General features: G+C 62.9%; 24 protein-coding genes and 2 pseudogenes. 5 read left to right on the top strand and 21 right to left on the bottom strand.

Annotated features, from left to right (window positions below; genetic code table 11):
* Window positions 1-36: 36 nt before the first annotated feature.
* From HNP49_RS18300 to HNP49_RS19090, 6 genes and pseudogenes are all read right to left on the bottom strand, one after another.
* Entirely contained in the window at window positions 37-573 is a 537-nt protein-coding gene (locus HNP49_RS18300) for an AAA family ATPase (protein WP_184685722.1), read from the bottom strand.
* On the bottom strand, window positions 570-1,139 hold the full coding sequence (gene pnuC, locus HNP49_RS18295) for a nicotinamide riboside transporter PnuC (RefSeq protein WP_184685719.1): 570 nt from the start codon (window positions 1,137-1,139) through the stop codon (window positions 570-572). The genes HNP49_RS18300 and pnuC overlap by 4 nt, the downstream gene beginning before the upstream one ends.
* Window positions 1,140-1,177: 38 nt before the next feature.
* Window positions 1,178-1,714 carry a sterol desaturase family protein gene (locus tag HNP49_RS18290; protein ID WP_221445303.1) on the bottom strand — a complete coding sequence of 179 codons (537 nt, stop codon included), beginning with the start codon at window positions 1,712-1,714 and terminating at the stop codon, window positions 1,178-1,180.
* A 111-nt stretch (window positions 1,715-1,825) separates the two neighbouring features.
* Window positions 1,826-2,440: a hypothetical protein gene (locus HNP49_RS18285; RefSeq protein WP_221445302.1), complete on the bottom strand. Its 615-nt coding sequence runs from the start codon at window positions 2,438-2,440 to the stop codon at window positions 1,826-1,828.
* 7 nt (window positions 2,441-2,447) lie between these two features.
* The gene (locus HNP49_RS19095) at window positions 2,448-3,182 is read right to left on the bottom strand and encodes a methyl-accepting chemotaxis protein (protein WP_409372567.1); all 735 of its coding nucleotides are present in this window, start codon (window positions 3,180-3,182) and stop codon (window positions 2,448-2,450) included.
* Between the two features lie 123 nt (window positions 3,183-3,305).
* Window positions 3,306-3,992, bottom strand: a pseudogene (locus HNP49_RS19090) (cache domain-containing protein); the annotation flags it as partial.
* A 239-nt stretch (window positions 3,993-4,231) separates the two neighbouring features.
* Here HNP49_RS19090 and HNP49_RS18275 point away from each other — a divergent pair.
* The 3 genes from HNP49_RS18275 to HNP49_RS18265 all read left to right on the top strand — a co-directional run bounded on the left by HNP49_RS18275 (window position 4,232) and on the right by HNP49_RS18265 (window position 6,862).
* On the top strand, window positions 4,232-5,062 hold the full coding sequence (locus HNP49_RS18275; RefSeq protein ID WP_184685715.1) for an undecaprenyl-diphosphate phosphatase: 831 nt from the start codon (window positions 4,232-4,234) through the stop codon (window positions 5,060-5,062).
* A gap of 87 nt (window positions 5,063-5,149) precedes the next feature.
* Window positions 5,150-6,118, top strand: coding sequence for an alpha/beta fold hydrolase (locus tag HNP49_RS18270; protein WP_184685712.1), 969 nt, complete (start codon window positions 5,150-5,152; stop codon window positions 6,116-6,118).
* Between the two features lie 33 nt (window positions 6,119-6,151).
* The gene (locus HNP49_RS18265; protein WP_184685710.1) at window positions 6,152-6,862 is read left to right on the top strand and encodes a DUF1294 domain-containing protein; all 711 of its coding nucleotides are present in this window, start codon (window positions 6,152-6,154) and stop codon (window positions 6,860-6,862) included.
* 69 nt (window positions 6,863-6,931) lie between these two features.
* Here the strand turns inward: HNP49_RS18265 and HNP49_RS18260 are convergent, their stop codons facing one another.
* From HNP49_RS18260 to HNP49_RS18250, 3 genes are all read right to left on the bottom strand, one after another.
* Window positions 6,932-8,518 carry an ABC-F family ATPase gene (locus HNP49_RS18260; RefSeq protein ID WP_184685708.1) on the bottom strand — a complete coding sequence of 529 codons (1,587 nt, stop codon included), beginning with the start codon at window positions 8,516-8,518 and terminating at the stop codon, window positions 6,932-6,934.
* A 612-nt stretch (window positions 8,519-9,130) separates the two neighbouring features.
* On the bottom strand, window positions 9,131-11,410 hold the full coding sequence (locus HNP49_RS18255; protein WP_184685706.1) for an ATP-dependent DNA helicase: 2,280 nt from the start codon (window positions 11,408-11,410) through the stop codon (window positions 9,131-9,133).
* Window positions 11,407-13,041: a VRR-NUC domain-containing protein gene (locus HNP49_RS18250; RefSeq protein WP_184685704.1), complete on the bottom strand. Its 1,635-nt coding sequence runs from the start codon at window positions 13,039-13,041 to the stop codon at window positions 11,407-11,409. Before HNP49_RS18250 ends, HNP49_RS18255 begins: the two co-directional genes overlap by 4 nt.
* Window positions 13,042-13,485: 444 nt before the next feature.
* Between HNP49_RS18250 and HNP49_RS18245 the strand changes: the two genes are divergently transcribed.
* On the top strand, window positions 13,486-14,823 hold the full coding sequence (locus HNP49_RS18245; RefSeq protein ID WP_409372566.1) for a diguanylate cyclase domain-containing protein: 1,338 nt from the start codon (window positions 13,486-13,488) through the stop codon (window positions 14,821-14,823).
* Between the two features lie 52 nt (window positions 14,824-14,875).
* Window positions 14,876-16,222 (top strand): diguanylate cyclase, encoded by a 1,347-nt coding sequence (locus HNP49_RS18240; protein ID WP_184685748.1) that lies wholly within the window; start codon window positions 14,876-14,878, stop codon window positions 16,220-16,222.
* 22 nt (window positions 16,223-16,244) lie between these two features.
* Here HNP49_RS18240 and HNP49_RS18235 read toward each other — a convergent pair whose 3' ends face one another.
* The 12 genes and pseudogenes from HNP49_RS18235 to HNP49_RS18180 form a co-directional block, all read right to left on the bottom strand.
* Complete coding sequence (locus tag HNP49_RS18235; RefSeq protein WP_184685694.1) at window positions 16,245-16,946, bottom strand: SDR family NAD(P)-dependent oxidoreductase; 702 nt, start codon at window positions 16,944-16,946, stop codon at window positions 16,245-16,247.
* Entirely contained in the window at window positions 16,946-17,470 is a 525-nt protein-coding gene (locus HNP49_RS18230) for a DUF3833 domain-containing protein (protein WP_184685692.1), read from the bottom strand. The genes HNP49_RS18235 and HNP49_RS18230 overlap by 1 nt, the downstream gene beginning before the upstream one ends.
* Before the next feature lie 170 nt (window positions 17,471-17,640).
* Complete coding sequence (locus HNP49_RS18225) at window positions 17,641-18,009, bottom strand: MmcQ/YjbR family DNA-binding protein (protein WP_184685690.1); 369 nt, start codon at window positions 18,007-18,009, stop codon at window positions 17,641-17,643.
* Entirely contained in the window at window positions 18,006-18,284 is a 279-nt protein-coding gene (locus tag HNP49_RS18220; protein ID WP_184685688.1) for a peptidylprolyl isomerase, read from the bottom strand. The genes HNP49_RS18225 and HNP49_RS18220 overlap by 4 nt, the downstream gene beginning before the upstream one ends.
* Before the next feature lie 246 nt (window positions 18,285-18,530).
* Window positions 18,531-18,857 carry a hypothetical protein gene (locus tag HNP49_RS18215; RefSeq protein WP_184685686.1) on the bottom strand — a complete coding sequence of 109 codons (327 nt, stop codon included), beginning with the start codon at window positions 18,855-18,857 and terminating at the stop codon, window positions 18,531-18,533.
* A gap of 228 nt (window positions 18,858-19,085) precedes the next feature.
* A complete protein-coding gene (locus HNP49_RS18210; RefSeq protein WP_184685683.1) occupies window positions 19,086-19,559 on the bottom strand; it encodes a nuclear transport factor 2 family protein in 474 nt (157 codons plus the stop codon).
* 24 nt (window positions 19,560-19,583) lie between these two features.
* On the bottom strand, window positions 19,584-19,892 hold the full coding sequence (locus HNP49_RS18205; protein ID WP_184685681.1) for a cupin domain-containing protein: 309 nt from the start codon (window positions 19,890-19,892) through the stop codon (window positions 19,584-19,586).
* 44 nt (window positions 19,893-19,936) lie between these two features.
* Window positions 19,937-22,000, bottom strand: a complete 2,064-nt coding sequence (locus tag HNP49_RS18200; RefSeq protein ID WP_184685679.1) for a pyridoxamine 5'-phosphate oxidase family protein — start codon at window positions 21,998-22,000, stop codon at window positions 19,937-19,939.
* Between the two features lie 56 nt (window positions 22,001-22,056).
* Window positions 22,057-22,686 (bottom strand): glutathione S-transferase family protein, encoded by a 630-nt coding sequence (locus tag HNP49_RS18195; RefSeq protein WP_184685677.1) that lies wholly within the window; start codon window positions 22,684-22,686, stop codon window positions 22,057-22,059.
* A 140-nt stretch (window positions 22,687-22,826) separates the two neighbouring features.
* The gene (locus HNP49_RS18190) at window positions 22,827-23,726 is read right to left on the bottom strand and encodes a LysR family transcriptional regulator (protein ID WP_184685675.1); all 900 of its coding nucleotides are present in this window, start codon (window positions 23,724-23,726) and stop codon (window positions 22,827-22,829) included.
* A 3-nt stretch (window positions 23,727-23,729) separates the two neighbouring features.
* Window positions 23,730-24,644: a LysR family transcriptional regulator gene (locus tag HNP49_RS18185; RefSeq protein WP_184685673.1), complete on the bottom strand. Its 915-nt coding sequence runs from the start codon at window positions 24,642-24,644 to the stop codon at window positions 23,730-23,732.
* Window positions 24,645-24,775: 131 nt separating this feature from the next.
* Window positions 24,776-24,986 (bottom strand): annotated as a pseudogene (locus tag HNP49_RS18180) (hemolysin secretion protein D); the annotation flags it as partial.

The raw sequence follows: 24,986 nt of genomic DNA, 5'->3' as shown, positions 1-24,986 counted from the left end.
CCTTTCTGCGGTTTGGCGTGTCGGCAGCGGATGATGTCAGGCTTCTGAGGAAGCCTTGAGCCAGCGCTCGACCTGCTCCAGGGCTTGTGCCTCGCGCCGTTGCCAGTCGCCGCCAATGGCCAGGTAGTGCTGATCATGCTGTTCCAGCCAGGCCTGACAGTCCTGATGAAATCTCAGTCGCTCCTGTAGCTGCGGCTGGCAGCGCTGGCCATCGGCCTGCCAGGCTACGCCGCGGGGATCGAGCAACAGGTGCAGGTCATATTGGCGCTGGTGCAGCGCCGCTTCCAGCCAGTCCGGCGCGTTGTTGAACAGCAGGCGGCTCCAGAGCAGATTGCTCAGCAGGTGGGTGTCGAGAATCAGCAGGTGAGGGCGGGCAGCACGCGCCGCATCCTCGGCAGCCAATTGCTGGCGGGCGATGATGTCGACATCGCCATAGTGGGTATCGCGTCCGCTCTGTTCGATATACAGGCGCACCTGCTCGGCGACGCACAGCCCGCCAAAGGCCTGTTGCAGACGCAGGGACAGCGTGCTTTTGCCGCTTGACTCCGGGCCGGTAAGGACCAGGACCTTCATGCTTTGACCAGACTCAACTGCAGCTCACGGCGCCAGCTGAGCCAGCCGTGGGCAGCCAGCAGAGTGAACAGGGCATACAGGCCGGCGGTGAGGTACAGGGCACTGCTGATGAACAGAGCGACATAGAGTACGTCGACGACGATCCACAGCGGCCAGCATTCCACCCGCTTCTGCGCCATCCACAATTGCGCCAGCAGGCTGAAGGCGGTGAGTCCGGCATCCTGCCAGGGCGCGGCGGCGTCGGTGCCGTGCTGAAGTCCATAGCCGAGGAGCAGACTGAGGAGCGTCGCCAGCAGTAGGCCAGCCAGACGCTGCGGCCAGCTCAGTGCGCCGAGAGCCTGCCCAGGCTGCTCGCCGCTCCGGGTCCATAGCCACCAGCCATACAGCTGCGACCCGGCAAAGACGAACTGCAAGGCGACATTGGCGTACAGCTTCACCTCGAAGAAGATCCAGGCATACATCAGCACCATGACCAGACCGATTGGCCAGCACCAGGGGTTCTGGCGGATGGTGAGGATGACGGCGATTGCGCCCAGCGCGGAGGCAAGCAGTTCAAGTGGCGACACAATGGGCCCTCGGTGAGTGAGGGCCCATTGTACGGCGATCAGGCGGCCACTGCCCGTGCCTCACGCTTGCGCTGGTCCTGCTGCTCGCGATCGGTGCCGGTGTAGTACTCGCGGGTGCCAAGGATCCAGTCGAACCAGGGCTTGGTCACGCACCAGTTGCTGTGCGGGTTGGGTCCCATGTGGTGATCATAGTGCCAGGGCATGTGCTGGCGGGCCCATTCGGGGTGGTCGTGGCAGTACTTGTGGCGCAGGTAGTAGTTGAGCGCACAGTACCAGAGGGTGACGGTCAGCCAGGGCGCAACGATCAACAGCGGGCTGACCAGCAGACTGGCCGCGATCAGGGCCCAGGCCTCCTTGCCCTGGGCGTGCCAGCCCAGCGGGAAGCGTCGGTAGCAGGGGTCGTAGAAGGCGTGCTGGCGGCTGTTGCGGTGGTGCTCGTGGAAGTGAAAGCTCCAGAAGGTGCCGCGGGTACGGCCAAGGCCATGCAGTACGAAACGGTGAAACCACCATTCGGTGAAGTTGCCGAGCAGCAGGCCCGCGGGAAGGCTGAGCAGGGCTTCGAAATACCAGGGCATCTTGTTGTTCTCCTAGCCGGGGTGAGGGTGGCTCACTCTAGCCAGGTGCGCGTTCGCCAGTCTTGACCGCGCTGACCGCGTCGTGAGGGCAGGTTGGGCAAAGCCGGCCGATCAACAGGTCAGCTTGTCGGCGTCGCGGTACAGCGCCATCAGTTTCTTGGTGATGGTGTGCTGGATATCTGAACGCTCGAAGCTGGACAGCCGCAGCAGCTTGTCGACCTGCAGGCGGTGCAGGTGCAGATAGGGCATCTGCTGATCGAACTCGCGCAGGTCGCCCTTCATCAGAATGGGCAGGAATTCGTCACCAATCTTGCGCTGACTGCTGATGATCTGGGCCAGAGCCGGTTTGAACGGCATTGTCTTGGGCGCCGGGCCGCCTTCCTTCATCAGGGTGGTCAGCAGCAGGCCGGGCTTGCCGTTGACCATGCCGGGGATCACGCACAGGCCGGTCTTGCGCACGGCCACGCGCTCGATACCGTGCAGGGTGTCGTGGAAGGCGTAGGGGTTGGGCAGCACCACCATCTTGCGCCCGAGCTCCGAAGGGAAGTGCAGGTTGTAGTTGGTGTACAGCTGGGCCACGGAGTCGGAGTACACGCACAGGCGGTTCTCGAACAGACGGATGAAGCGCTCGGCCAGCTCGCGCCGGGCCATGTTGTCCAGGTCCCAGATCAGGTCACTGTTCTGCGGCTTGGAAAAGTCGACTTCCTGGTGCTCCATGCTGCTCATGCGGTCCTCACGTGCGGAATTGCCTCAGCAGATGGTTCATCTGCTCGGCCAGTTTACCCAATTGTAGGCTGGCCTGGCTGGTCTGCTCCGCGGCCATGGCCGCCTCCTGGGCCAGGCTGGCGGCCTGGGTGACATTCTGGTTGATGTCATCGACCACGTGGGACTGTTGCAGGGTGGCGCTGGCAATCGACGAGTTGAGGCCGCTGAGGTTGCCCAGCGTGCCGGTGATCTGTTCCAGGTTGCTGCTGGCCAGGCGGGCCTGCTCGATGGTCAGTTGCGCGGCGTGGCTGCTGTCATCAATCACTCGTACGGCGGCCTCGGAGTTGCTCTGCAGACGCTCGATCATGCCCTGGATTTCCTGGGTCGACTGCTGGGTGCGCTGGGCCAGCAGGCGGACTTCGTCGGCCACCACGGCGAAGCCGCGGCCCTGTTCGCCGGCACGGGCGGCCTCGATGGCGGCGTTGAGGGCGAGCAGGTTGGTCTGCTCGGCAATCGAGCGGATCACCTCCAGCACGCTGCCGATCTGCGTGCTTTCGCTGGCCAGTGAGCGGATCACGGTGACCGCATTGTCGATGGTGGCCGACAGCTGCTCGATCTGGCTCATGCTGCTGAGAATGCAGCTGCTGCCTTCATGGGCCTGCTGCTCGGCATTGCGCACCTCGCTGGAGGCCTGTTCGGCATTGCGGGCCACGTCCAGCACGGCATAGGTCACCTGATTGACCGCGGTTGCCACCAGGTCCATCTGCTGCGCCTGGGACTGGCTCTGTTGCTGGCCGCGCTGGGAAATCTGGTCGAGCTCGTCCGAGGATTGATCGAGGGTGCCTGCCGCTTCGCTGAGCCGGCTGATCAGCTGGCGCAGCTTGTCTTCGAACTGATTGAAGCTGTTGGCCAGCTGCGTCAGTTCATCATGGCCCTGGGCGTCGAGATGCCGGGTCAGGTCACCTTCGCCGCTGGCGATGTTGTCCAGCGCTTGCACCACCTGCTCCATGGGTTGGGTGACACTGCGGCTGATCAGCAGTACCAGCACGGCGAGCAGGCCGCAGATCAGCAGGGCAATACTGCCGGTTTTGATCACCAGTTGGCGGAATTCGCTTTCGATATCGTCGATGTAGACACCTGTTCCGATGATCCAGCCCCAGGGCTGGAACAGCTGCACGTAGGAAATCTTCGGCACCGGATCGGCCGAGCCCGGCTTGGGCCAGCGATAATCGACAAGCCCGGCACCGCGGGTCTTGGCCACGCTGACCATCTCGTTGAACAGCGCCTTGCCATCCGGGTCCTTGGTGGCGGAGAGATCCTGGCCTTCGAGTTTGGGGTTGGTCGGATGCATGACCATGACCGGGCCCAGGTCATTGATCCAGTAGTAGTTGTCGCCGGCGTAGCGCAGCCCGCGCACCGCCGCCTTGGCCTGCGTCTGGGCCTGCTCGCGGGTCAGGCTGCCGGACTGTTCGAGACCGTGGAAGTACTGCAGGATGCCCAGGCTGGTTTCCAGGCTGTGTTGGATCTTCTCTGCCTTGCCGGCGCGCAGGCCGCTGTCGATCAGCTGCAGCATGACCAGGTACAGCGCCAGCGATAGGCCGACGGCCAGCAGTAGGATCAGCCACAGGCGGCGGTTGATCGAGAAGTTGCGCAAGAGGTTCATGATCGGCTCCTGGGACGTTTGTACTGCTCTGCCACGGCCTTGGGCCGGGCAATATCCCCTTTATGTCTGATAGCATTCGCACCCCGCCGGGGCAAATGACCATGGTCGAATTGCCAGCGCATTCATCGGATTCTCTGCTAAGGAACGTCATGGAACTGTGGGTGGCCGTACAGGCCTTCATTCTTGGAGTGGTCGAAGGTTTGACCGAGTTTCTCCCGGTGAGCAGCACCGGCCACCAGATCATCGTCGCCGACCTGATCGATTTTCGCGGCGAGCGGGCCATTGCCTTCAACATCATCATTCAGCTGGCGGCCATCCTTGCGGTGATGTGGGAGTACCGGCGCAAGATCCTCGATGTGGTGATCCAGCTGCCTCGCGAGCAGGGGGCGCAGCGTTTTACCCTCAACCTGCTGATTGCCTTTATTCCGGCAGCCGTAATCGGCCTGTTGTTCTCCAAGCAGATCCATCAGTACCTGTTCAATCCCATCACCGTGGCGGCAGCGCTGGTGATCGGCGGGGTGATCATCCTCTGGGCCGAGCGCCGGGTGCATGCGGTCACCGCCGGCACGGTCGATGAGATGGGCTGGCGACATGCGCTGAAGGTCGGTTGCTGCCAGTGCCTGGCGCTGATTCCCGGCACTTCGCGTTCCGGCGCCACCATCATCGGCGGCCTGTTGTTCGGTCTGTCGCGCAAGGCCGCGACCGAGTTTTCCTTCTTCCTGGCCATGCCGACCATGGTCGCGGCAGCTCTCTACTCGGGCTACAAGTACCGTGATCTGTTCCAGCCGGCGGATCTGCCGGTCTTTGCCGTGGGCTTTGTCACCTCGTTCATCTTCGCCATGATCGCCGTGCGTTCGCTGCTCAAATTCATCGGCAATCACAGCTATGCGGTGTTTGCCTGGTACCGCATCGGCTTCGGTCTGCTGATTCTCGCTACCTGGCAGTTCGGCCTGATCGACTGGGCCACGGCGCAGCACTGATATCCAGCGGCTGAATGAAAGGGGCGCACCAGGCGCCCCTTTTCTATAGTGGCGAAAAAAGGCTCGTGACGAACAAAGGAGCACCGCATGCAGGCCATCGAACATCAGTTGCTCAGCGTCAACGGCATCACCCTCAGCCTGTACGCCTGTGGCCCGGCCAATGGCCGGCCACTCTGGCTGCTGCACGGTTTTCCCGAGTGCTGGTTGTCCTGGCGCAAGCAGTGGCCCGTGCTGGCCGCAGCCGGCTATCGGGTGCTGGTGCCGGAGATGCGCGGCTATGGCCAGAGCAGTGCGCCCAGTGAGGCAGATGCCTATGACCTGATCACGTTGTGTGCCGACATCCAGGCTGCGATGGATGTCCTCGGCCAGCACGAGGTCTGCGTGATCGGTCATGACTGGGGCGCTCCAGTGGCGTGGCATTTGGCGCTGCTGGAGCCCGAACGGGTGAGGAGCGTGGTGGGTATGGCTGTGCCCTTTGGCGGCCGGCCGAAGCAGCCGGCCATCGGTCTTATGCGCGAGCTGTACGCCGGACGTTTCAATTACATCGTGCATTTCCAGGAGCCTGGTGTGGCCGAAGCGGAAATGGATGCGGATATCCCGCGCACCCTGCGCCTGATGATGCACAACCTCTCGGCGGCGGTGCCGCGTGACCTGTTTCTCCAGGAAAAGCCGGGCGGTGCGGCTCTGTTTGATGGGCTTGAAGAGGTTGCCCGCGCGCCGAGCTGGTGTGAGCCCGAGGCCTTCGCCGGTTATCTCGAAACGTTTGCCGGTCGTGGCTTTCGCGGCGCGCTGAACTGGTATCGCAACTTCGAGCGCAACTGGCAGCGTACCGAGCACCTGCAGGGCAGGCAGATTGAACAGCCGGCGCTGTTTCTGCTGGGCGATCATGATCCGGTCGGCACGCTGGAGGCATACACCCTCAAGCAGATGCCTAGGCTGATCCCGCAGCTGGAGAACCACGTCATCGAGCAGTGCGGGCACTGGCTGCAGTGTGAACAGCCCGAGGCGGTCAATCGCCTGCTGTTGGGCTTTCTGGCACGCCACTATCAGAGCTAGGATGCGCGCTTTTACACGGCAGGGACGGATTGGATGGAACGGCGTGGCACGTTGAAAAGCTGGAACGATGACAAGGGCTTCGGCTTTATTCGTCCAGAACAGGGTGGGGCCGATGTTTTCGCGCATATTTCGGCCATGCGTGGCGAACGTCGTCCAAGCGCCGGGGATCAGGTGCTTTATATCGCCGGGCGTGATGCGCAGGGCCGGCCCAAGGCCGAGCATATTCGCCTGGATGCGCCGATGACCCTGGATCGCCCGGCGATCAGACGCAAGCCAAGTGCTGTGGCGAGACATTCAGCCGCGCCTGCAAAGCCTGAACTGCAGAAGGCATCGCGTCGGCGGAACATCACCCCAGGCATCTCAAATCCGGTTGGAAAGCTGCTCTTGTTTGCCGCGCTGATGGCTCTCCCTATCTGGGGCAGCACCCAGTTTTTGCAGGCCCATTCGCTGCTGCCAGCCCTGGCCTATCTGTCGGCCAGTCTCGTGACTTTTTTCCTCTACTGGTCAGATAAGGCCAGCGCCATTCGTGGTCGCTGGAGAACCCAGGAAAGCACTCTGCATCTGGGTGAATTGCTGGGTGGCTGGCCTGGCGCGCTGCTGGCGCAGCAAGTGCTCCGCCACAAGACCCGTAAGCCGTCCTACCAAGTGGTGTTCTGGGGCATCGTCATGCTGCACCAGCTCTTCTGGCTGGATGAACTGCTGCTTGGAGGCCGGCTCATTACGCTCAGCCGCCTTTTGCTGTAGGCCCTGATCAGTTTTTCGGCCATAAAAAAGCCCCGCTTTAGCGGGGCTTTTGGGCTTGCAGCCTGGCGTTTAGACAATCACGCCCTGGCTGCGCAGGTAGTCGTCGTAGCTGCCGCTGAAGTCGGTCACGCCGTTGTCGGAGAGCTCGATGATGCGGGTGGCCAGGGAGCCGACGAACTCGCGGTCGTGGCTGACGAAGATCAGCGTGCCCGGGTAGTTCTCCAGCGCCAGGTTGAGCGCCTCGATGGATTCCATGTCCAGGTGGTTGGTCGGTTCGTCCATCACCAGCACGTTGGGCTTCTGCAGGATCAGCTTGCCGAACAGCATGCGGCCCTGCTCACCACCGGAAATAACCTTCACCGACTTCTGGATTTCGTCGTTGGAGAACAGCATGCGGCCGAGGGTGCCGCGGATGGTCTGTTCGCCCTGGGTCCACTGGCCCATCCAGTCGAACAGACTGACGTCGTCTTCGAAGTCATGGGCGTGGTCCTGAGCGTAGTAGCCTACCTCGGCGCTCTCGGTCCATTTCACCGAGCCGGCATCCGGGGCCAGCTCGCCGACCAGGGTGCGCAGCAGGGTGGTCTTGCCGATGCCGTTAGGGCCGATGATGGCCACGCGCTCGCCGGCTTCGACGGTGAAGCTGAAGTTCTTGAACAGCACCTTGTCGTCGAAGGCCTTGGACAGCTTCTCGATGGTCACGGCCTGGCGGTGCAGCTTCTTGTTCTGCTCGAAGCGGATGAACGGGCTGACGCGGCTGGACGGCTTGACCTCGGCCAGCTGGATCTTGTCGATCTGCTTGGCGCGGCTGGTGGCCTGCTTGGCCTTGGAGGCGTTGGCCGAGAAGCGGCTGACGAAGGTCTGCAGCTCGGCGATCTGTGCTTTTTTCTTGGCGTTGTCCGAGAGCAGCTGCTCGCGTGACTGGGTCGCGGCGGTCATGTACTCGTCGTAGTTGCCCGGGAACAGACGCAGTTCGCCGTAGTCCAGGTCGGCCATGTGGGTGCAGACCGAGTTCAGGAAGTGACGGTCGTGGGAAATGATGATCATGGTGCTGTTACGCGCCGTGAGGATGTTTTCCAGCCAGCGGATGGTGTTGATATCCAGGTGGTTGGTCGGCTCGTCCAGCAGCAGTACGTCCGGGTCGGAGAACAGCGCCTGGGCCAGCAGCACGCGCAGCTTCCAGCCCGGAGCCACTTCGCTCATCGGGCCGAAGTGCTGTTCCAGGGGAATGCCCAGGCCCAGCAGCAGTTCGCCGGCACGGGATTCGGCGGTATAGCCGTCCATTTCGGCGAACTCACCTTCCAGTTCGCCGACTTTCATGCCGTCTTCTTCACTCATTTCCGGCAGCGAATAGATGCGGTCACGCTCGGCCTTGACCTTCCACAGTTCCTCATGCCCCATGATCACGGTGTCGATCACGTTGAATTCTTCGTAAGCGAACTGATCCTGGCGCAGCTTACCCAGGCGCACGTTCGGCTCCAGCATCACCTGACCGCCGGAAGGCTCCAGGTCACCACCGAGAATTTTCATGAAAGTCGACTTGCCGCAGCCATTGGCTCCGATCAGGCCGTAGCGGTTGCCGTTGTTGAATTTGACGGAAACGTTCTCGAACAGGGGCTTGGCCCCGAACTGCATGGTGATGTTGGCGGTGGAAATCAAAGGACTTACCTATCAATAACTTAAAGGTGTCAGGATTTGCCTGATACCGATTGGATACCGATATTAAGCTTTTCCAGTTCGCTCCAGGCGGAGCTTGAGTTGATCCAGCGGGCAGACGTAGAAAGCAGCATGGGCCCGCGAAGGCGAGCTGCTGGGATATGAATGCGGGGTTGGCGCCAGAATTGCGCGCATTGTCGCATAGGTAGGGGGGTAGTTGTACGGCGTCCGATAACGGACGCCCGGTGCCGGCAAAGCCGGTCATGCTCGCGTCGGTTAGATCTGCAAGGTGCGCGGGTTCGGTGAGATTTTATGCTCCATGCGGGCTTGATCAATCTAACTGTATGGATATACAGTTATTGGCAAGCGCATCATTTCGCAAGGCAAATTCGTCGGCGCGGTGGTGATCGGTTTGCTTCGTATGCGGACGAAAGTAGACAGATCGCCCAGCCAGAAAACCTTGCTGATGGTCGCCCCAATCCACAAGGAGGCGCTGCCATGATTCTGCTGACATCGGTGAACGAGTATCTGGTTCTGATTGGTCTGACGGTTGCGATGCTGGGGCTGGCACGCCTCGCTTACGGTGACCAGCCCTGCTGACTTTAAGGGCCGTGGCTAACGCTTCGGCGTGAGGGCCTGCAGCCGCCACCAGCTGGGCAGCAGCTCGCGCACCTTGGCCTGGCCGTAGCGGTCATCCAGCAGATAGACCACGCCCTGGTCATCGGTGGTGCGGATGACCCGCCCTGCGGCCTGCACCACCTTTTGCAGGCCGGGGTAGAGATAGGCGTAGTCGTAGCCGTTTTCCTCGCCAAACATCTGCTGCAGCCGGGCCTTGATCTCTTCGTTGACCACATTGACCTGAGGTAGACCGAGGGTGGCGATGAAGGCGCCGATCAGGCGCTTGCCGGGCAGGTCGATGCCTTCACCGAACGCACCGCCTAGCACGGCAAAGCCGATGCCCTCCGAGTGCAGGGTGAAGCTGTCGAGGAAGGCCTGGCGTTCACCTTCATTCATGCTGCGCGTCTGCTCGCTGCTGGCTATCGCCGGGTACAGCGCGTTGAAGCGTTCGCGCACCTGCTGCAGGTAGGCATAGCTGCTGAAGAACGCGAGGTAGTTTCCGGGTGCGCGCAGGTACTGCTCGGCCATCAGATGGCAGATGGTGTCCAGGCTGGCGTCGCGGTGCTGGTAGCGGGTCGACAGGTTACGTACCACCCGTACGTCCAGCTGCGCGGCGGAGAAGGGCGACTCCACGTCGATCCACTGGGTTTCTTCGGGCAGCCCCAGCAGATCCTGATAATAGTTGGCCGGGCGCAGGGTGGCGGAAAACAGGGTCGTGGTGTGAGCGTTGCTGAAACGCTCGGCCAGAAACGGCGCCGGCACGATGTTGCGCAGGCACAGAGTGGTGTGGTCGCCGATGGCCTGGCTGTCCTGGCGGGTCACGTCGAACAGCGAGTGCGGCCCATACGCCTCGCTGAGCCGACAGAACAGCATGGCGTTCAGATAGAACTGCAACAGCAGGCGATCCTGGCCGTTGGGGTGGTCGGTCAGGTGGTCGGTGATGGCACTCACTGTCCGTTGCAGGGCCGCCACCAGCAGGTCGGGCACCAGCGGGTGAATCTGGTAGTCACCCTGCTGTACCAGGTTGAGCTGTTCCCAGTGCCGGCTGACCCGCTGCAGGGTGCTGCGCAGGCTGGCGGGAGCGATGCGGCACAGCTCGTGAAACTCCTGCTGATCGAGTTCGGCGCTGTACATGCCGCGGGCTCGCTCGACCAGGTTGTGCGCCTCGTCCACCAGCACGGCCACGCGCCACTCGTTGATCTGCGCCAGGCCATAGAGCAGGGCGCCCAGGTCGAAGTAGTAGTTGTAGTCGCAGACCACCACATCAGCCCAGCGGCACAGTTCCTGGCTCAGGTAGTAAGGGCAGACCTGGTGAGCCAGAGCGATGGCACGTACCCGCTCCTGGGTCAGCCAGCCGTCCCGCAGGGCGGCTTTCCGGGCTTCGGGCAAGCGGTTGTAGAAGCCCTTGGCCAAGGGGCAGGAGTCGCCATGACAGCTCTTGTCCGGGTACTCGCAGGCCTTGTCGCGCGCGACATGCTCCAGCACGCGCAACGGTGTTTTGCTCTGCTCATCACGCAGGCGCTGCAGGGCATCCAGGGCCAGGCGCCGGCCGGGCGTCTTGGCGGTCAGGAAGAACAGCCGGTCCAGTTGCTGGCTCGGCATGGCTTTGAGCTGGGGGAAAAGGGTGCCCAGCGTCTTGCCGATACCGGTGGTGGCCTGGGCCATCAGGGTGTTGCCGTCGCGAGCGCAGCGGTACACCGCCTCGGCCAGTTGCCGTTGGCCGCGGCGAAAGTCGGGGTAGGGAAAACTCAGCGCCTGCAGATAGATATCGCGATGTGCGCGGTGTGCTTCTTCCTGTTCGGCCCATTGCAGGAAACGCTGGCACTGCTCGGCAAAGAAATCGCCCAGAGCATCGGCGCTCATTACTTCAACGAAGGCATTCTCGGTATGGGTGAGCACGTTGAAGTAAACGACGGCCAGCTCCAGCTGATCCAGGCCGAGCTGCTGGCAGAGCAGCCAGCCGTAGACCTTTACCTGCGCCCAGTGCAGCGCACGGTGGTTGGCCGGAATGCGGCTTATGTCACCACGATGGGTTTTGATTTCCTCCAGTCGGTTGCGTTCCGGGTCATAGCCGTCGGCTCGACCGCTGATCAGCAGCCCCGGGTAACGGCCGCTCAGCGGGAGTTCGGCCAGGTAGCTGTCACCGCGTCTGCTGACGACCGTCTGGTGTCCGGCAATACCTTCCTGGGCTGTCGGCGAGGGGGTGAAGCGCAGGTCGAGATCGCCCTCCTTGGCGGTGAACTCGCAGAGGGCGCGGACGGCTACCGAGTAGGTCATGTTTCGTCCCAGCTCACGTAACAGACTTCGACGGGCATGCCGTGCTCGGCAGCAAAGGCCAGCCAGCGCTTCTGGTTGTCCTGCAGGCGATCACCAGGGCCCTTCACCTCGATCATCCGGTAGCGCCGCTCGGCCGGGTAGAACTGAATCAGGTCGGGCATGCCGGCGCGGTTGGCCTTGAGATCACGCAGCAGACGTTCGAAACAGGCGCGCAGATGCCGGGCGGGGATGCACAGCAGCGCCTGCTCCAGCAGAGGCTCGTCCAGCCCTTCCCAGAACACGAAGGGCGACTGGATGCCGAACTTCTCGTGGTAGCGCTGGCGAATCCGCTCGCCATGTTCTTCACGGTCCAGCAGTGCCAGGCAATCCTCGAACAGGTGCTGGCGCCGGGCATGGAAGTCGTCTCGGTAGAGGTCGGCCGGGCCGCTGTGAAAGGGGTGAAAGAACGCTCCCGGCAACGGCGCGAAGATCGCTTCCCAGCACAGCAGGCCGAACAGGCTGCAGAGCAGGGTGTTCTCGACGTAGTGTACGGGCGCGGCGTTGTCGTGCAGATGGTCGCGCACGGCGAATTCCACGCTGCCCTGTTCCGGGCGCGCCAGGGTCAGCTCAAAACGGCATTCAGCCGAAGCCTGGCGCCGGCCTGTCAGCGCAACGCCAAGCTTGCGCTGCAGCCGCTGGAGGGCGCGCTCCAGACGCTGACTCTCTTCATCGCTATGCGGTTGACTGCTGAAGCGTTGTGCCTGCTCAAGGGCCTCGGCCGGACGGCCCAGCTGTTCCAGTACGCGTACCTGACGCCAGCGGGCCTCGCCGTGGGCGCAGCCTTGATAGAGCGCCAGCGCTTCGTCCAGCCGGCCCTGGCGTTCCAGTTGCTGGGCAATCTGGAATTGCAGCCGCGCGTGGCGGGAAAGCAGGTGCGGATTGTCGCTGCTGAAGGCGAGCTGGGCGTGCAGGATGGTCTCGGCCGGCTCGCCCGCCTCGAAACGCTCGCGCCAACGGTAGAGCTGCAGGTAGTCGTCGACATCCTGCCGGCAGCGAAAGCCCCGTGACTCGGGGCCGATTTCGATGGGCTCGTAGCGATAGATGCCCAGATCGGCCAGCACGAACTCAGACCAGTCCTGAGCGAGATTGCCGAAGAACATCAGTCGCAGGCGATCACAGAACTCGCCGACCTGCAGGGTATAGAGACTGTCCTCAAGTGCCGGGCACCAGTCCGAAAAGGGCTTTGCGGGTAGTCCAAGACTCTGCAGTTGCGCATCCAGATCGCTCTTCTTCTGGGTGCTGCGTCGGTCGGTTAGCGGCAGCTGGGCGAGCATTTCATCCTTGCGCAGCAGCGCCGCCACTTCACTGGCTTCGAGTGGCGCACGATCACAGATCCAGCCCCGGGCCAGCAGCACAGCCGCAGCGGCTTCGGTATCGCCGATTTCGGCATAGACCAGCTTGCTGCGGCGAAAGTGCACGCCCCGGCGCATGATCATGCGCACCAGCAGGGCCTGGGCTGGCCAGTCGATGGCGGCAAAATCGCGGAGAAAGAGCTGTTCATCGGTCGTCAGCAGGTCGGCATAGCGCTCGCCTACCCAGGCAAGCGCAGTGCGGAAGTTGCTGAGGTAATAGAGCTCGGGAGGAAGGGGCACGGGCGACTGACCAAATACTGTTTTTACATACAGGATTGTCTCGCCGGTATGGATAATCAGCAACCGCTAACGTCGCGCAGAAGCGGTTTGGTGGTAGCTGGCTGTTGGGTGTGAACTGAAAAGACAGAAGCTCGCGTAAGACTGCGCATCAAGTCCTGGGATATCCCCTGTGACTCAGTCTCCAGACGCGTCATCATCAGGCTGGGTGCCGTTTTTGAGAGGCCTGACGCAAGGGCAAAAACTCCAGTCATTGCGCTTAGCCTGGCATGGCCAATTCGGAAGTGCTGCAGGTGCTATGGTTGCAAGGCATGAGTTTGCAGGGGCTGTTGCCTGCGATGCTCAGTAAAGTTTTTTCATCGAGCAAAGACATGGCCTGTAAGGTTGGAGCGATTGAACCCGATGTCCCATGCTGTGCAAGTTGCTGTAGGGAAGGCCGCAATGCCAATGAAGAACGCCGGTTTCATGATCAACAACAATGTGATGGATCTGCTGCTGGATGCCATCTGTGTTGTCAGTCGTGAAGGCCGCTTTGTCGCTGTTAGCCCGGCCTGTGAGCGGATTTTTGGCTATTTACCCGAGGAATTGATTGGTCGGGCCATGATCGATCTGGTGTTGCCCGATGATCGCGAACGTACCCTGCAGGCGGCGCGCGACATCATGGCCGGCGTCGATATGCTCTGCTTCGAGAACCGCTACGTCCGCAAGGACGGGCGCATCGTGCATATCCTGTGGTCGGCGCGCTGGTCGGAGGTCGACCATGTGCGCGTGGCCGTGGCCCACGACATTACCGAGCGAAAGCGCAGTGAGTTGAGGCAGGCCGCGACCTTTGCCATTTCTGAAGCGACCCACGTTGCGCAAGACCTGACCGGTTTGCTGCAGCGTATTCATCAGATCATTGCCGAATTGATTCCCGGCAGCCAATTCGCTGTCGTCCTGCAGGATGAGGACGCCAATCAGCTTCGTGTGGCTTACCCTCTGGCCGTGCAAGACGCTAGCTCAACGGTGCTCGATTTTGCCCTGCAGGTCATCCACGGCACTCTGGATTTTGTCGAGGCGGGCGGTCTGACCAGTCCTCAGGGTGGCGGTTCGTCCGTCTGGCTGGGCGTGCCGCTCAACGCCGGTCAGGATGGTCTGGGTGCCTTGATCCTTCACGGTGCAATCGAGGTTCGCTACACCGATCAGGACAAGCAGCTGCTGCATTATGTTTCGACCCAGCTAGCCACCTTTATCGAGCGGCAGCGCATGCTGAGTCGCTTGCAGTTCATGGCGCAGTTCGACCAGCTCACCGGCCTGCCCAACCGAGCCTTGTTGTTCGATCGTCTGCACATCGCTCTGGCGCGTGCCAAGCGCGAGCAGGCGCCGCTGTCACTGCTGTTCCTCGACCTGGACAAGTTCAAGCAGGTCAACGATAGCCTCGGCCACAAGGCGGGCGACCAGTTGCTGCAGATGGTTGCTCAGCGTTTGCTGGAGTGCATCCGTGAGTCCGATACTGCGGCGCGCCTGGCGGGCGACGAGTTTGTCGTGCTGCTTGAAGATGCCGGCGCTGCAGAAGGCATTGCCGGCGTTGCCGAAAAGATCCGCTTCACCCTCAGTCAGGCCTTTGAGCTGGAGGGCCAGGCGCACTTTGTGCTGCCGAGCATCGGCGGTGCTGTGTATCCCCTGCATGGCTGTGATGCGCAGCAGTTGTTGCAACGGGCCGATCATGCGATGTATCAAGCCAAGCGGGCCGGCGGTAATCGTTTCCAGCTTGCTCACGATTCAGACCTTTCGATGATGCTGTAGGTGCTTGTTGCGCTATTTACTGTTTTTCAGCGTGCTGCTTTCCCTGCCGGTGATGGCGCAACTGTCCCTGACCGGTGAGCAGCAGAACTACCTGCGGCGCAATCCACAGGTCAGCCTGTGTGTCGACCCGGACTGGGTGCCTTTTGAAACACTGGACTCGCAAGGACGGCATGAGGGTATCGCCGCCGATCTGTTGCGACTGCTGGCCAGCCGCGCCGGTCTGAACCTGCGCATTCATCCGACCCGGAACTGGGAGGCGTCCCTGGCGGCGTCGCGCGCGGGTGATTGCCAGTTACTGAGCTTTCTCAATCAGAGCGCCGAGCGCGATGCGTGGTTGCTGTTTACCGACCCGATATTCAATGACGGCAATGTTCTGATCAGCCGGGAGGAGCATCCACGCGTCGATGACCTGGCGGAGTTTGTCGGCTCACGCATGGCCCTGCCCGCCGGCACCTCGGTCGAGACGCGTTTGCGCCGTGACTATCCAGGGCTGGAAATCATCCTGACGGAAAGCGAGGCCCAGGCGCTGGCGCTGGTGAATGAGCGCAAGGCGGAACTGACCATGCGCTCGCTGACGGTGGCCGCCTACACGATCAAGAAGGAAGGCTGGTTCAACCTGAAAATTGCCGGCCAGGTTCAGGGCTACGACAACCTGTTCCGCATCGGGGTATTACGCAGCGAGCCGGTGCTGCGGGACATTCTCAATCAGGCGATTGCCACCCTGACCCCGGAGGAGGTCAACGGCATCGTCAATCGGCATGTGGCGATCCGTGTGGAGTCGCCCACGGATTACCGCCTGTTTTTCCAGTTGCTGGTTGTCTTCGGGGTGATCCTGCTGAGTAACCTGTTCTGGGTGGCCCGCCTGCGCCGGGCCAATCGACAGTTGGAGGCGCAGTCGCTGTTCGATGTGCTCACGGGGCTGGCCAATCGCAAGCAGCTCAATGGCTTTTCGCAGGTCTGTTTCGAGCTTTCCCGGCGTCATGAGCGGCCGATGGCCGTGGTCATGTTCGATATTGATTACTTCAAAAAGGTGAATGATCAATTGGGCCATCTGGCTGGCGACAAGGTGCTCAAGGAGGTTGCGGAACTGCTGTCGGCCTCGGTGCGCAAGGGCGATTGCCTGGGGCGCTGGGGCGGTGAGGAGTTCTTGCTGATCTGCCCCGAGACGACGCAGGAAAGCGCCATGCGTTCAGCCGAGCGGATTCTGGAGAAAATGCGTCATTGCCGCTTCTCCACCGGGCAGGCCTACACCCTGAGTGCCGGCGTTGCCCAGTTGGCGCCTGGCGAAAGCCTCGATGAGCTGATCCAGCGTGCCGACGATGCACTCTATGCGGCCAAGGCGGCAGGCCGTGATCGCGTGTGTGCTGCAAACCCAGTGCCAGCACCAGATTTGGCCTGAGGCTGCGTCGGCGACTAGCCGTCTACCACTCGATACGTTCGCCGTTGTACGAGAAGAAACCGCCACTGTCGGCCGGCAGGCTGCGGTCGATCACCGACAGTAGCTCCATGGCCGCCTGGCTGGCGGGACGAGCGGCTGCGGCGCCACGAAAGGGCAGTGATAGGGCGGACTGGACCGTGCCGGGGTGCAGGCTGAGCAGGCGAGCGTGTGGTGACTGGCGGGCCAGCTCGATGGCGGCCGTTTTGACCAGCATGTTTAGCGCGGCCTTGGATGCCCGATAGGCATACCAGCCACCGAGACGGTTGTCGCCAATACTGCCGACCCTGGCTGAAAGCACCGCCATGGCTCCCTTGCGATCCAGCAGTGGCAGGAAGTCGCGCAGGACCAGTGCCGGTCCCAGGGCATTGACCTGGAAGACCGCCTGCAATGCCTCCGGCTCGATTGCCGCCAGCGACTTTTCCGGTTGCACGCCCTGACGATGGAGCAGGCCGCTGGTCAGCACAATCAGCTGATAGGGCGCCTGATGGGCTAGCGACTGGGCTGCTGCGGCGATGCTGGTCGGGTCTTCAAGATCGACAGCAGGGGTGGTAGAACGACCCAGTTCAGTGACACCCGCGCAGCCTGGGTCGTTGCGCAGGTGCTCACAGAAGGCCTTACCGAGAGCTCCGCTGTTGCCGATGATCAGCGCCCGATACTCCGTGCCGAGCGACTGCAGCCTGAACATCAGGGTTGCCGCCGGAAGAACAGCGTGACCTGTCCCAGTTCGATACCCAGCTTGAGCATGCTGGAGCGATTGATCAGGGTGTCCTCATCCATCAGGTACATCCAGTCGTCAAACGTGACCACATAGGTCGTACCGTCCACCGGCAGGTTGAGTTGATAACGCCAGCGCAGGGCGTTGCCGGCCAGTTCGCCGGTCGCCTCACCCACCACATCGTCCGCGGTTCCCCGCCAGCGGTTCTGCCCATCCGGGATCAGTGTCCAGACGCGCCGCTGAGTGCTGCCATCGCTGTAGACAAAACGCTCGTCGAGGATCAGACGGTCGCCATCCCGACGGCTTGTGATGTCGACATCGAAGCGTTTGAGGACTTTTCCCGAGCGGTCCTGATAAATCCCCCAGGCCTGGACGGGCCGGTCAAAGAAGCGGTTCAGGTCCAGAACCGGCTTCTCGGCGGCATAGTCGTCGACCGACACTGATCCGCAACTGGCCAGTACCACGCAGCAAAGCAACAGAAGCCATCGTTTCATTTCCCACCTCAGACTCGGCTTTGTACAGAAATAGCCTGACCAGAACAGCACAACAGCGTCGCCAGCAGCGATCGGCGACTGATTGTGGGCAGTTTCCGGGTTGGGCTTTCTTTTGCAAGGCCTATACAAATTATCTGATGTGTACAGAATATTCTGAGGTGTTCGACCTGTCAGCTCGCGCTGTTTTCAGGATCGAGGAGCAGGGCGAGGCGGCGGTACTTGGGCAGGCGCGCGACCACCAACTGGTGCGAGCGACGCAGTAGGCTGTGCAGTTCATCGGCACTGGCCTGGTAGGGGTGGCTCAGGCTGACCCAGTGGGCGCGGGCCAGGTAGGGCGCGGGGCGGAAACCGGGGCGGTCGCAGTAGCCGAGGAACAGGTCGTCGTCGACCTTGAAGGCCAGGCTGGCGCTGCCGGACAGGTCGAGCAGGGCAAACATCTTGTTCCCGGCGATGGAGAACACGCGCACGCCGCCCCACTTGATGTCTTCCCGGGCGCCAGGCAGGGCCAGACACAGGGCGGCGATCTGCTCGGGCGTCATTCGCGGTAGAACACCTGGATCAGGTGGTAACCGAACTGGGTCTTCACCGGACCGTGCACCTCGCGCAGGGCCTTCTTGAAGATCACCTGGTCGACCGCTCGCACCATCTGCCCCGGTCGGACTTCACCCAGGTCGCCGCCGCGTTTGCCGGAAGGGCACAGCGAGTGCTTGCGTGCCAGCACGTCGAAGGCTTCGCCCTTGGCGATGCGCTGCTTGAGCTGCGCGGCCTCGGTCTCGGTTTTGACCAGAATGTGGCGGGCCATTGCCTTTGCCATGCTGCCGGAGCCTCCTCTAACTGCTGAAAGTAATCTGCATTTTAAACAATGAGCTAAATGGTTTGGCCATTTCTCATGACTGGCCGTGCAGGCGCTTGAGTCTGGCGCCGCAGCATAAACGATCGGTCAGGAGGCGAGTGGCGTGAAACGCTAGTGGTCCTGCGCGACATCACCATAAAAAAAGGCACCCGGTTGGGTGCCTTTGAGCCAGCGGAGCACATCATGGCTCACAAGGGGCTGGAGCAATCAGTGGCGGCTATCGATCTGAGCCACTTGAGCGCGCAGTTGGGTGGGAAGGCGGTTGCGGCGCAGCTCATGGATGCGGCCATCGTCTTCTTCGACCAGGTAGGCGGTGCCGCTCTGGCCGACGCCCTGCTGGACTTTCGCGCCGCCCAGGTAGCCGATGCCGGCACCGACCAGGGCGCCAACCGGGCCGCCGGCAGCGCCGCCGAGCAGTACGCCGATGCCGCTGCCAAACACTTCGCCGGCGCGGTTTTCCTCAGTGGTGCCGACGATCTGAGCAGCGTTGGCCAGCGGGCTGAGCAGGGCGAGGGTGAGCAGGATGTTTTTCATGAGTGTGATCTCCGGTGTTGAAAGTAAGAGGCTGTTGAGCCGACGGAGAAATTTTCTCAGGAACAATAACCGGCAAGAATTACCAGGAAATGCACTGCTTAGTTTCATCTGATGAAATACTTGCCTGTCACGCCAGGGGCGACTGCAAGTGCCAAGCAGAAACGACTGCGGCCGGCAACGTGGGGGAAACCCACGGAGCCGGCCGCACTGGGACAAGGGCGTGTGTATTTAGAGATCGAGATCGCCGAGACCCGGATGGTCGTCAGGACGGCGGCCTTGCGGCCAGTGGAACAGCCGCTCGTCCTCGCGGATCGGCAGATCATTGATGCTGGCATGGCGCACCTGCATCAACCCGTGCTCGTCGAACTCCCAGTTTTCGTTGCCATAGGAGCGGTACCACTGGCCGTGCTCGTCGTGCCATTCGTAGGCAAAGCGCACGGCGATGCGGTTGCCGTCATGGGCCCAGAGTTCCTTGATCAGGCGGTATTGCTGTTCACGCTGCCATTTACGGGTGAGGAAGTCGCGGATCTGCTCACGGCCGCCCGGGAACTCGCTGCGGTTGCGCCACTGGCTGTCGGCGGTATAGGCCAGTGCTACCCGATCTGGATCGCGGCTGTTCCAGCCATCCTCGGCCATGCGCACTTTCTGCGCGGCGGTTTCACGGGTAAAGGGCGGGAAGGGCGGGCGTGCTTCGGGATGCATGGGGAGGCTCCTTAGGTGAGAGGTTCAGACGCTGCCGGCGGTTTCGATGACCAGCACCCGCGCCACCCCGACCGGGTGGGCCAGGTGCTCGGTGCCGCGACTGGCATAAAAGATGTCGCCACAGTCGAGCAGGCACTCATGCTCCTGCCCCTCGCTGCGGTAGTGCATGCGCACCTGGCCGTCGAGGACGACAAAGACTTCCTCGCCATCGTTGATGTGCCAGCGGTAGGGCTGGTCGGTCCAGTGCAGGCGGGTGGTGATGCCGTTCATGCTGGCGATGTCGAGCGCGCCCCAGGCGTGCTCGGCGGTGAATTCCCTGCTGCTGATCTTCATCGGTGATTTCCTGGAGGGCGAGAGTTCTTGGAGGTGGAGCGTTCCTAGAGGTCGAGGACCAGTGGCGGAGTACCGTCCTTGCCTGCGGCAGGCACGGCGCAGCAGATGAGCGCCTCACCCTCGGCCGGCAGGTTGGCTGGTGGCTGCGGGTAGGTCACCTGACCGCTGACGATGCGTGTGCTGCAGGTACCGCAGGTGCCACCCCGGCAGCTGAACTCTGGGGTCAGGCCGCGGCTCTCGGCCAGCTCCAGCAGGCTGCCGCTGCCGGGCAGCCAGCGGGCTTCCTTGGCCGAGTGCTCGAACAACACGGGCACCGGGGTGCTGGCCGCCGGTGGCCAGTCCTGTGTCGGGCCGGCTTTATCCGGGCGCCGCTTGAGGCTGGAGGGACCAAAGGTTTCGGCATGCAGGCGGCTGTCGCTGATGTTCAGCTCGCGTAGGCCGTCATACAGGTCCTGGGTAAAAGCGGACGGCCCGCACAGCACGAAGTCATAGTCATCGAAGGGCAGCACGGCTTTGAGCAGTGCTATGTCGATACGTCCCTGCAGGTCGAAGTCCAGTCCCTCCTGCAGTTCTGCCTCCGGCTGACTCAGCACCCGCAGCCACTGCAGGGTATCGCCGCTCTGCTGCTGCAGCTCGTGCAACTCGCGGCTGAAGGCCAGCTCCGCCTGCTGGCGGGCGCTCTGGATCAGCCAGACGGTGCGGCGCCTACGCAGCCGGCGATTCTGGTAGGCCACTTCGCGCAGCATGCTCAGCAGCGGAGTGATTCCCACCCCGGCCGCCAGCAGCACCAGTGGTCGGCGCTGCTCGGGGTCGAGCACGAATTGGCCTTGTGCGGCCTTGGCTTCCAGCAGGCTGCCGACCTTGATCTGTTCATGCAGGTAGGCGGAGGCCAGTCCGTCACGCTTCACGCTGATGCGCAGGAAGTCATCGGACGGTGCGCTGGACAGGCTGTAGGTGCGGATGACCGGGTGCGCTTGGCCGGGAATCGTCAGGCGCAGGGGCAGGTGTTGCCCGGCGGAGAAGGCCGGCCAGCCCCCGGCATCGGCCGGCTGCAGATAGAACGAGCGGATGCTGGCACTTTCCTCGACCACGCGTGCCACCCGCAGGGGCCGCCACTGATCGCGCAGCGCCTGCGCCTGCAGTCGGGCCTCGGCCTGCTCCCAACTGCCGGTCATCAGGCTGTTGGGCGAGTAACTCTGGAAATCCCAGCGCAGCGCCAGCGCGCCGCGCCGGCGGATAACCTGCTCGACCTGCACATGCCAGAGCCGCTCGGCGCCCTGGAAGGCGCGGATTTCCTCGCCCTCCAGGGTCAGCTCGGTGCGCCCGCTGAGCTGCAGCAGATCGCCGGTGGCGAAGTCGATGAACAACAGACCGGCCTGTGGGTTGAGCAGCAGGTTGCCGAGGGTGTTGAAGTGCAGGTTGCCGGCAAAGTCCGGGATGCTCAGACGATTGCCCTGCACCCGCACGAAACCGGCCTGACCGCCGCGGTGGGAAACGTCTACCGCCAGTCGGCCATCCTCCAGTGTGACGTAGCTGGCGACGAAGAAGGTATCGGCGCCGGCAATCATCTGCTGCGCCGTCTGATCCAGATGATCCAGTTGCTCGGTCACCACAACCGGCTGCAGCTGGCTGACCGGCAGCAGGTGCTGGCGCAGCTGGATGTACTGCGGGCAGTTGCCGAACGCCTGATCCACGGCGATACCCAGCCCGCGGGCATCACGTCCGACCACCTGGCCGTTCAAGCGATTGCGCCGGCGGGTATGCAACTCGATGCCGAGCAGGCCGATGGCCGCACCCTCTTGCAGCGCCTGCGCCGCCGGGTCGCCCGCGCCGAGCGGGCTATCCAGCCGCAACAGACGTGGCTCAGGCGAATGGGCAAAGCCGGCCGGGCCCTGGAGGATACTGGCCCAGGGGCGTCCCTCGGCATCGACCGAGCCCAGCAGCACAAACGGCAACTGCCGGTAGAAATCGCGATGCTGGTCGGGCATATGGTCGCGGATCACCCGCCGGCCGAATGCTTCCATGCGCTCGGCCACGCCAGCGCGCTCCTGCAACTGCTGTTCCCCGGCATGCCAGGGCGAGGGAGTGGGTGGCAGTTGGCTGGTCATGGCGGGGCTCCGCTGAATGAAAAGGCCGGCGCGGCGGTGGGCCGCGCCGGGGTGACTCAGGCGCTTTGCAGGCCAACGGCGGTGCGCTGCATCGGCACGAAGCCCGGCAGTGTTTCGATGCGGGCCAGCCAGGCGCGCACCTGCGGGTAGTCGGCCAGCGATACATTGCCCTCCGGCGCGTGGGCGATATAGGTATAGCTGGCGACATCAGCCAGGGTCGGCAGGTTGCCGGTCAGGTACGGACGGTTGGTCAGCTCCTGCTCGATCACCTTGAGCAGAGCGTGGGAGCGGGCGATGGTCGATTCGGCGTCATAGGGCGCGCCGAACACTGTGATCAGGCGCGCGGTGGCCGGCCCCGAGGCGATCTGCCCGGCGGCGACCGACAGCCAGCGCTGTACCTGGGCGGCCATCAGGGCGTCCTTGGGCAGCCACTGACCGCTGGCGTCGTACTGCTTGGCCAAGTACACCAGGATGGCGTTGGAGTCACTGAGCACCACGCCGTTGTCATCGATGACCGGCACCTGGCCAAAGGGGTTCATGGCCAGGAATTCGGCCGACTTGTGCGCGCCCTTGGCCAGATCGACGAATACCAGTTCGGTCGGCACATTCAGCAGCGAGAGGAACAGCTCGACACGGTGCGCGTGGCCGGAGAGCGGGTGACGGAAGAGTTTGATCGGCTTGGACATGGTGAACTCCGCAGTTAGCTAGGTGAAACAGCGGCACCGGGTGTGCCGTGCTGTGGGAGCCATACTGTGCCACCCAGCCAAATTGCAGAATCGCCAGAACCGGCAATCCATTGTTGCGTGAAATGAAATGAACGCCTGACTCAGGCCAGCGCCGGGTGCTCGCGCAAACGACTCACCGCAAAGTCGACAAAGCTGCGTACCCGCGCTGCGGCGCGCCGGCCCTCGCGGTAGACCACATGCACCGGCAACTCCGGTAAGCCGTAATCCTGCAGCACCTCGACCAGCTCACCGCGTTGCAAGCGCTCATGCACCTGATAGCTCATGCAGCGGGTCAGCCCGCCATCGGCGCAGGCCGCACGAATCGCCGCCTGATTGGTGGTGCAGCTCAAACGGGGGCGCAGCGGGTAATGCCGCTGCGAGCCGTCTACCTGAAAGCGCCACTCGGTCAGCCGTGCATCGGCGCTGGAATGGATAATCTGATGATCCCCCAATTCATTGGGGTGTTGCGGGGTGCCATGCCGGCTGAGGTAGGCCGGGCTGGCACAGACCACGCGGCGGATCTGCCCGGCCTTGAGGGCAAACAGTGAGGAGTCGGGCAGGGCGCCGGCGAGGACGGCCACATCCACGCCTTCCTCGTGCAGGTTCGGCTGGCGGTCCAGATAGCGGACATACAGCTGCACCTCGGGATACTGCTGCAGATAATCGAGCAGGATGGCCGGCATCAGCTCCTGGCCAAACAGCAGCGGCAGGCTGACCGTCAGATGCCCGCGCGGCTGGCTGTGCAGGCCACTGGCCGAGTCTTCAGCTTCCTGCACCTGAGCCAGGATGCGCTGGCAGTCGGCGGCAAAGCGTTCGCCCGCTTCGGTGAGTAGCACGCCGCGGGTGCTGCGTTGCAGCAGCGCCAGGTTCAGCCGGGCCTCCAGGGCGTCGATGGCGCGGGTCACGGTCGGTGCCGAGAGCTCCAGCTGGCGTGCGGCGGCGGCCAGGCTCAGGGTCTGGCTGACCGCGAGGAACACCTGCATCTGTTGCTGGCGATCCATGGCTCAGCCCGGCCTGTGCGGATTCAGCGCCGGGTCCTGGCCCAGGCGCTGCTCGCAGAAGTCGACGAAGGCGCGCACCTTGGCTGCCACCTTGCGCCCGCCCTGATACACCACGTGCACGGGCAGCGGCGGCTGCTCGAAGTCCTGCAGGACGATCTCCAGCTCGCCGCTGGCGACCTTGGCCGCCACCTGATAGCTCAGCACCCGGGTCAGGCCCCAGCCCAGTGCGGCCGCGTTGATGGCCGCCTGGTTGGCGGTGACCACCAGCCGCGGCTGCAGGCGCACGCTGAGCGGGCTGCCGTTGTCCTCGAACTGCCAGTCGCTGAGCAGCGGACTGCTGGCCGAGGCCACCACCTGCATCTGCTGCAATTGCTCAGGATGAGTCGGTCGCCCATGGGCATCGAGAAACGCCGGAGAGGCGCAGATCACCCGGCGTACTTCACCGACCCGCACGGCATTCAGGCCGCTGTCCGGCAGGTTGCCGATGCGCACGGCCACATCGATGCCTTCATCGACCATGCTCACCACCCGGTCTACCAGCAGCGCGCGGATCAGCACGGCCGGATGCAGCTCCAGGAAATCGACCATCAATGGGGTGACAAACAGCTCGCCAAACAGCACGGGCGCCGTGAGCGTCAGTTGGCCCCGGGGCATGGCATGGCTGCCGGCGGCAGACTCTTCGGCTTCCTCCAGTTCGGCGAGGATGCGCCGGCAGTCCTCGGCATAGCGCTGGCCGGCCTCGGTGATGTACACGCTGCGGGTGGTGCGGTTCAGCAGCAGGGTGCCGATGCGCTCTTCCAGTGCGGCCACCGCACGGGTCACGCTGGGCGGTGACATATTCAGCCGGCGGGCGGCGGCGGCAAACCCCTGTTCCTCGGCAACGGCCAGAAACACCTGCATTTCCTGAAACCGATCCATGTCGAACCCCCATGAGCCACAACGAGGCTGTACCACGTTAATTGCGAATATTGAAATAGATACCCGAATTTATCGTGGTTGCATCGTGATCGTATAGCTACTCATGAGCTTGATGTTTTGATTTTCGCACTTTACCGCTCGTGAAGGCTCTCGTCCTGATACTCCCTGAGCGGGCTCAGGAAGTAGTCGATCACCTTGCGCTTGTCCGTCTTCACTTCCGCGCGCACCGCCATGCCCGGCGACAGTTCGATCCACTGCCCGCCCACCTGGATGCGGCTGTCTTTCAGCTGGATGCGCGCGCTGTACACCAGGCCGAGCTTCTCGTCCTCGATGGCGTCGTTG

Source organism: Pseudomonas fluvialis, from assembly GCF_014207935.1.
Classification (GTDB): Bacteria; Pseudomonadota; Gammaproteobacteria; order Pseudomonadales; family Pseudomonadaceae; genus Aquipseudomonas; species Aquipseudomonas fluvialis_A.
The sequence above is the reverse complement of the archived record's forward strand: the minus strand, read 5'-3'. Positions and strand labels throughout refer to the sequence as shown.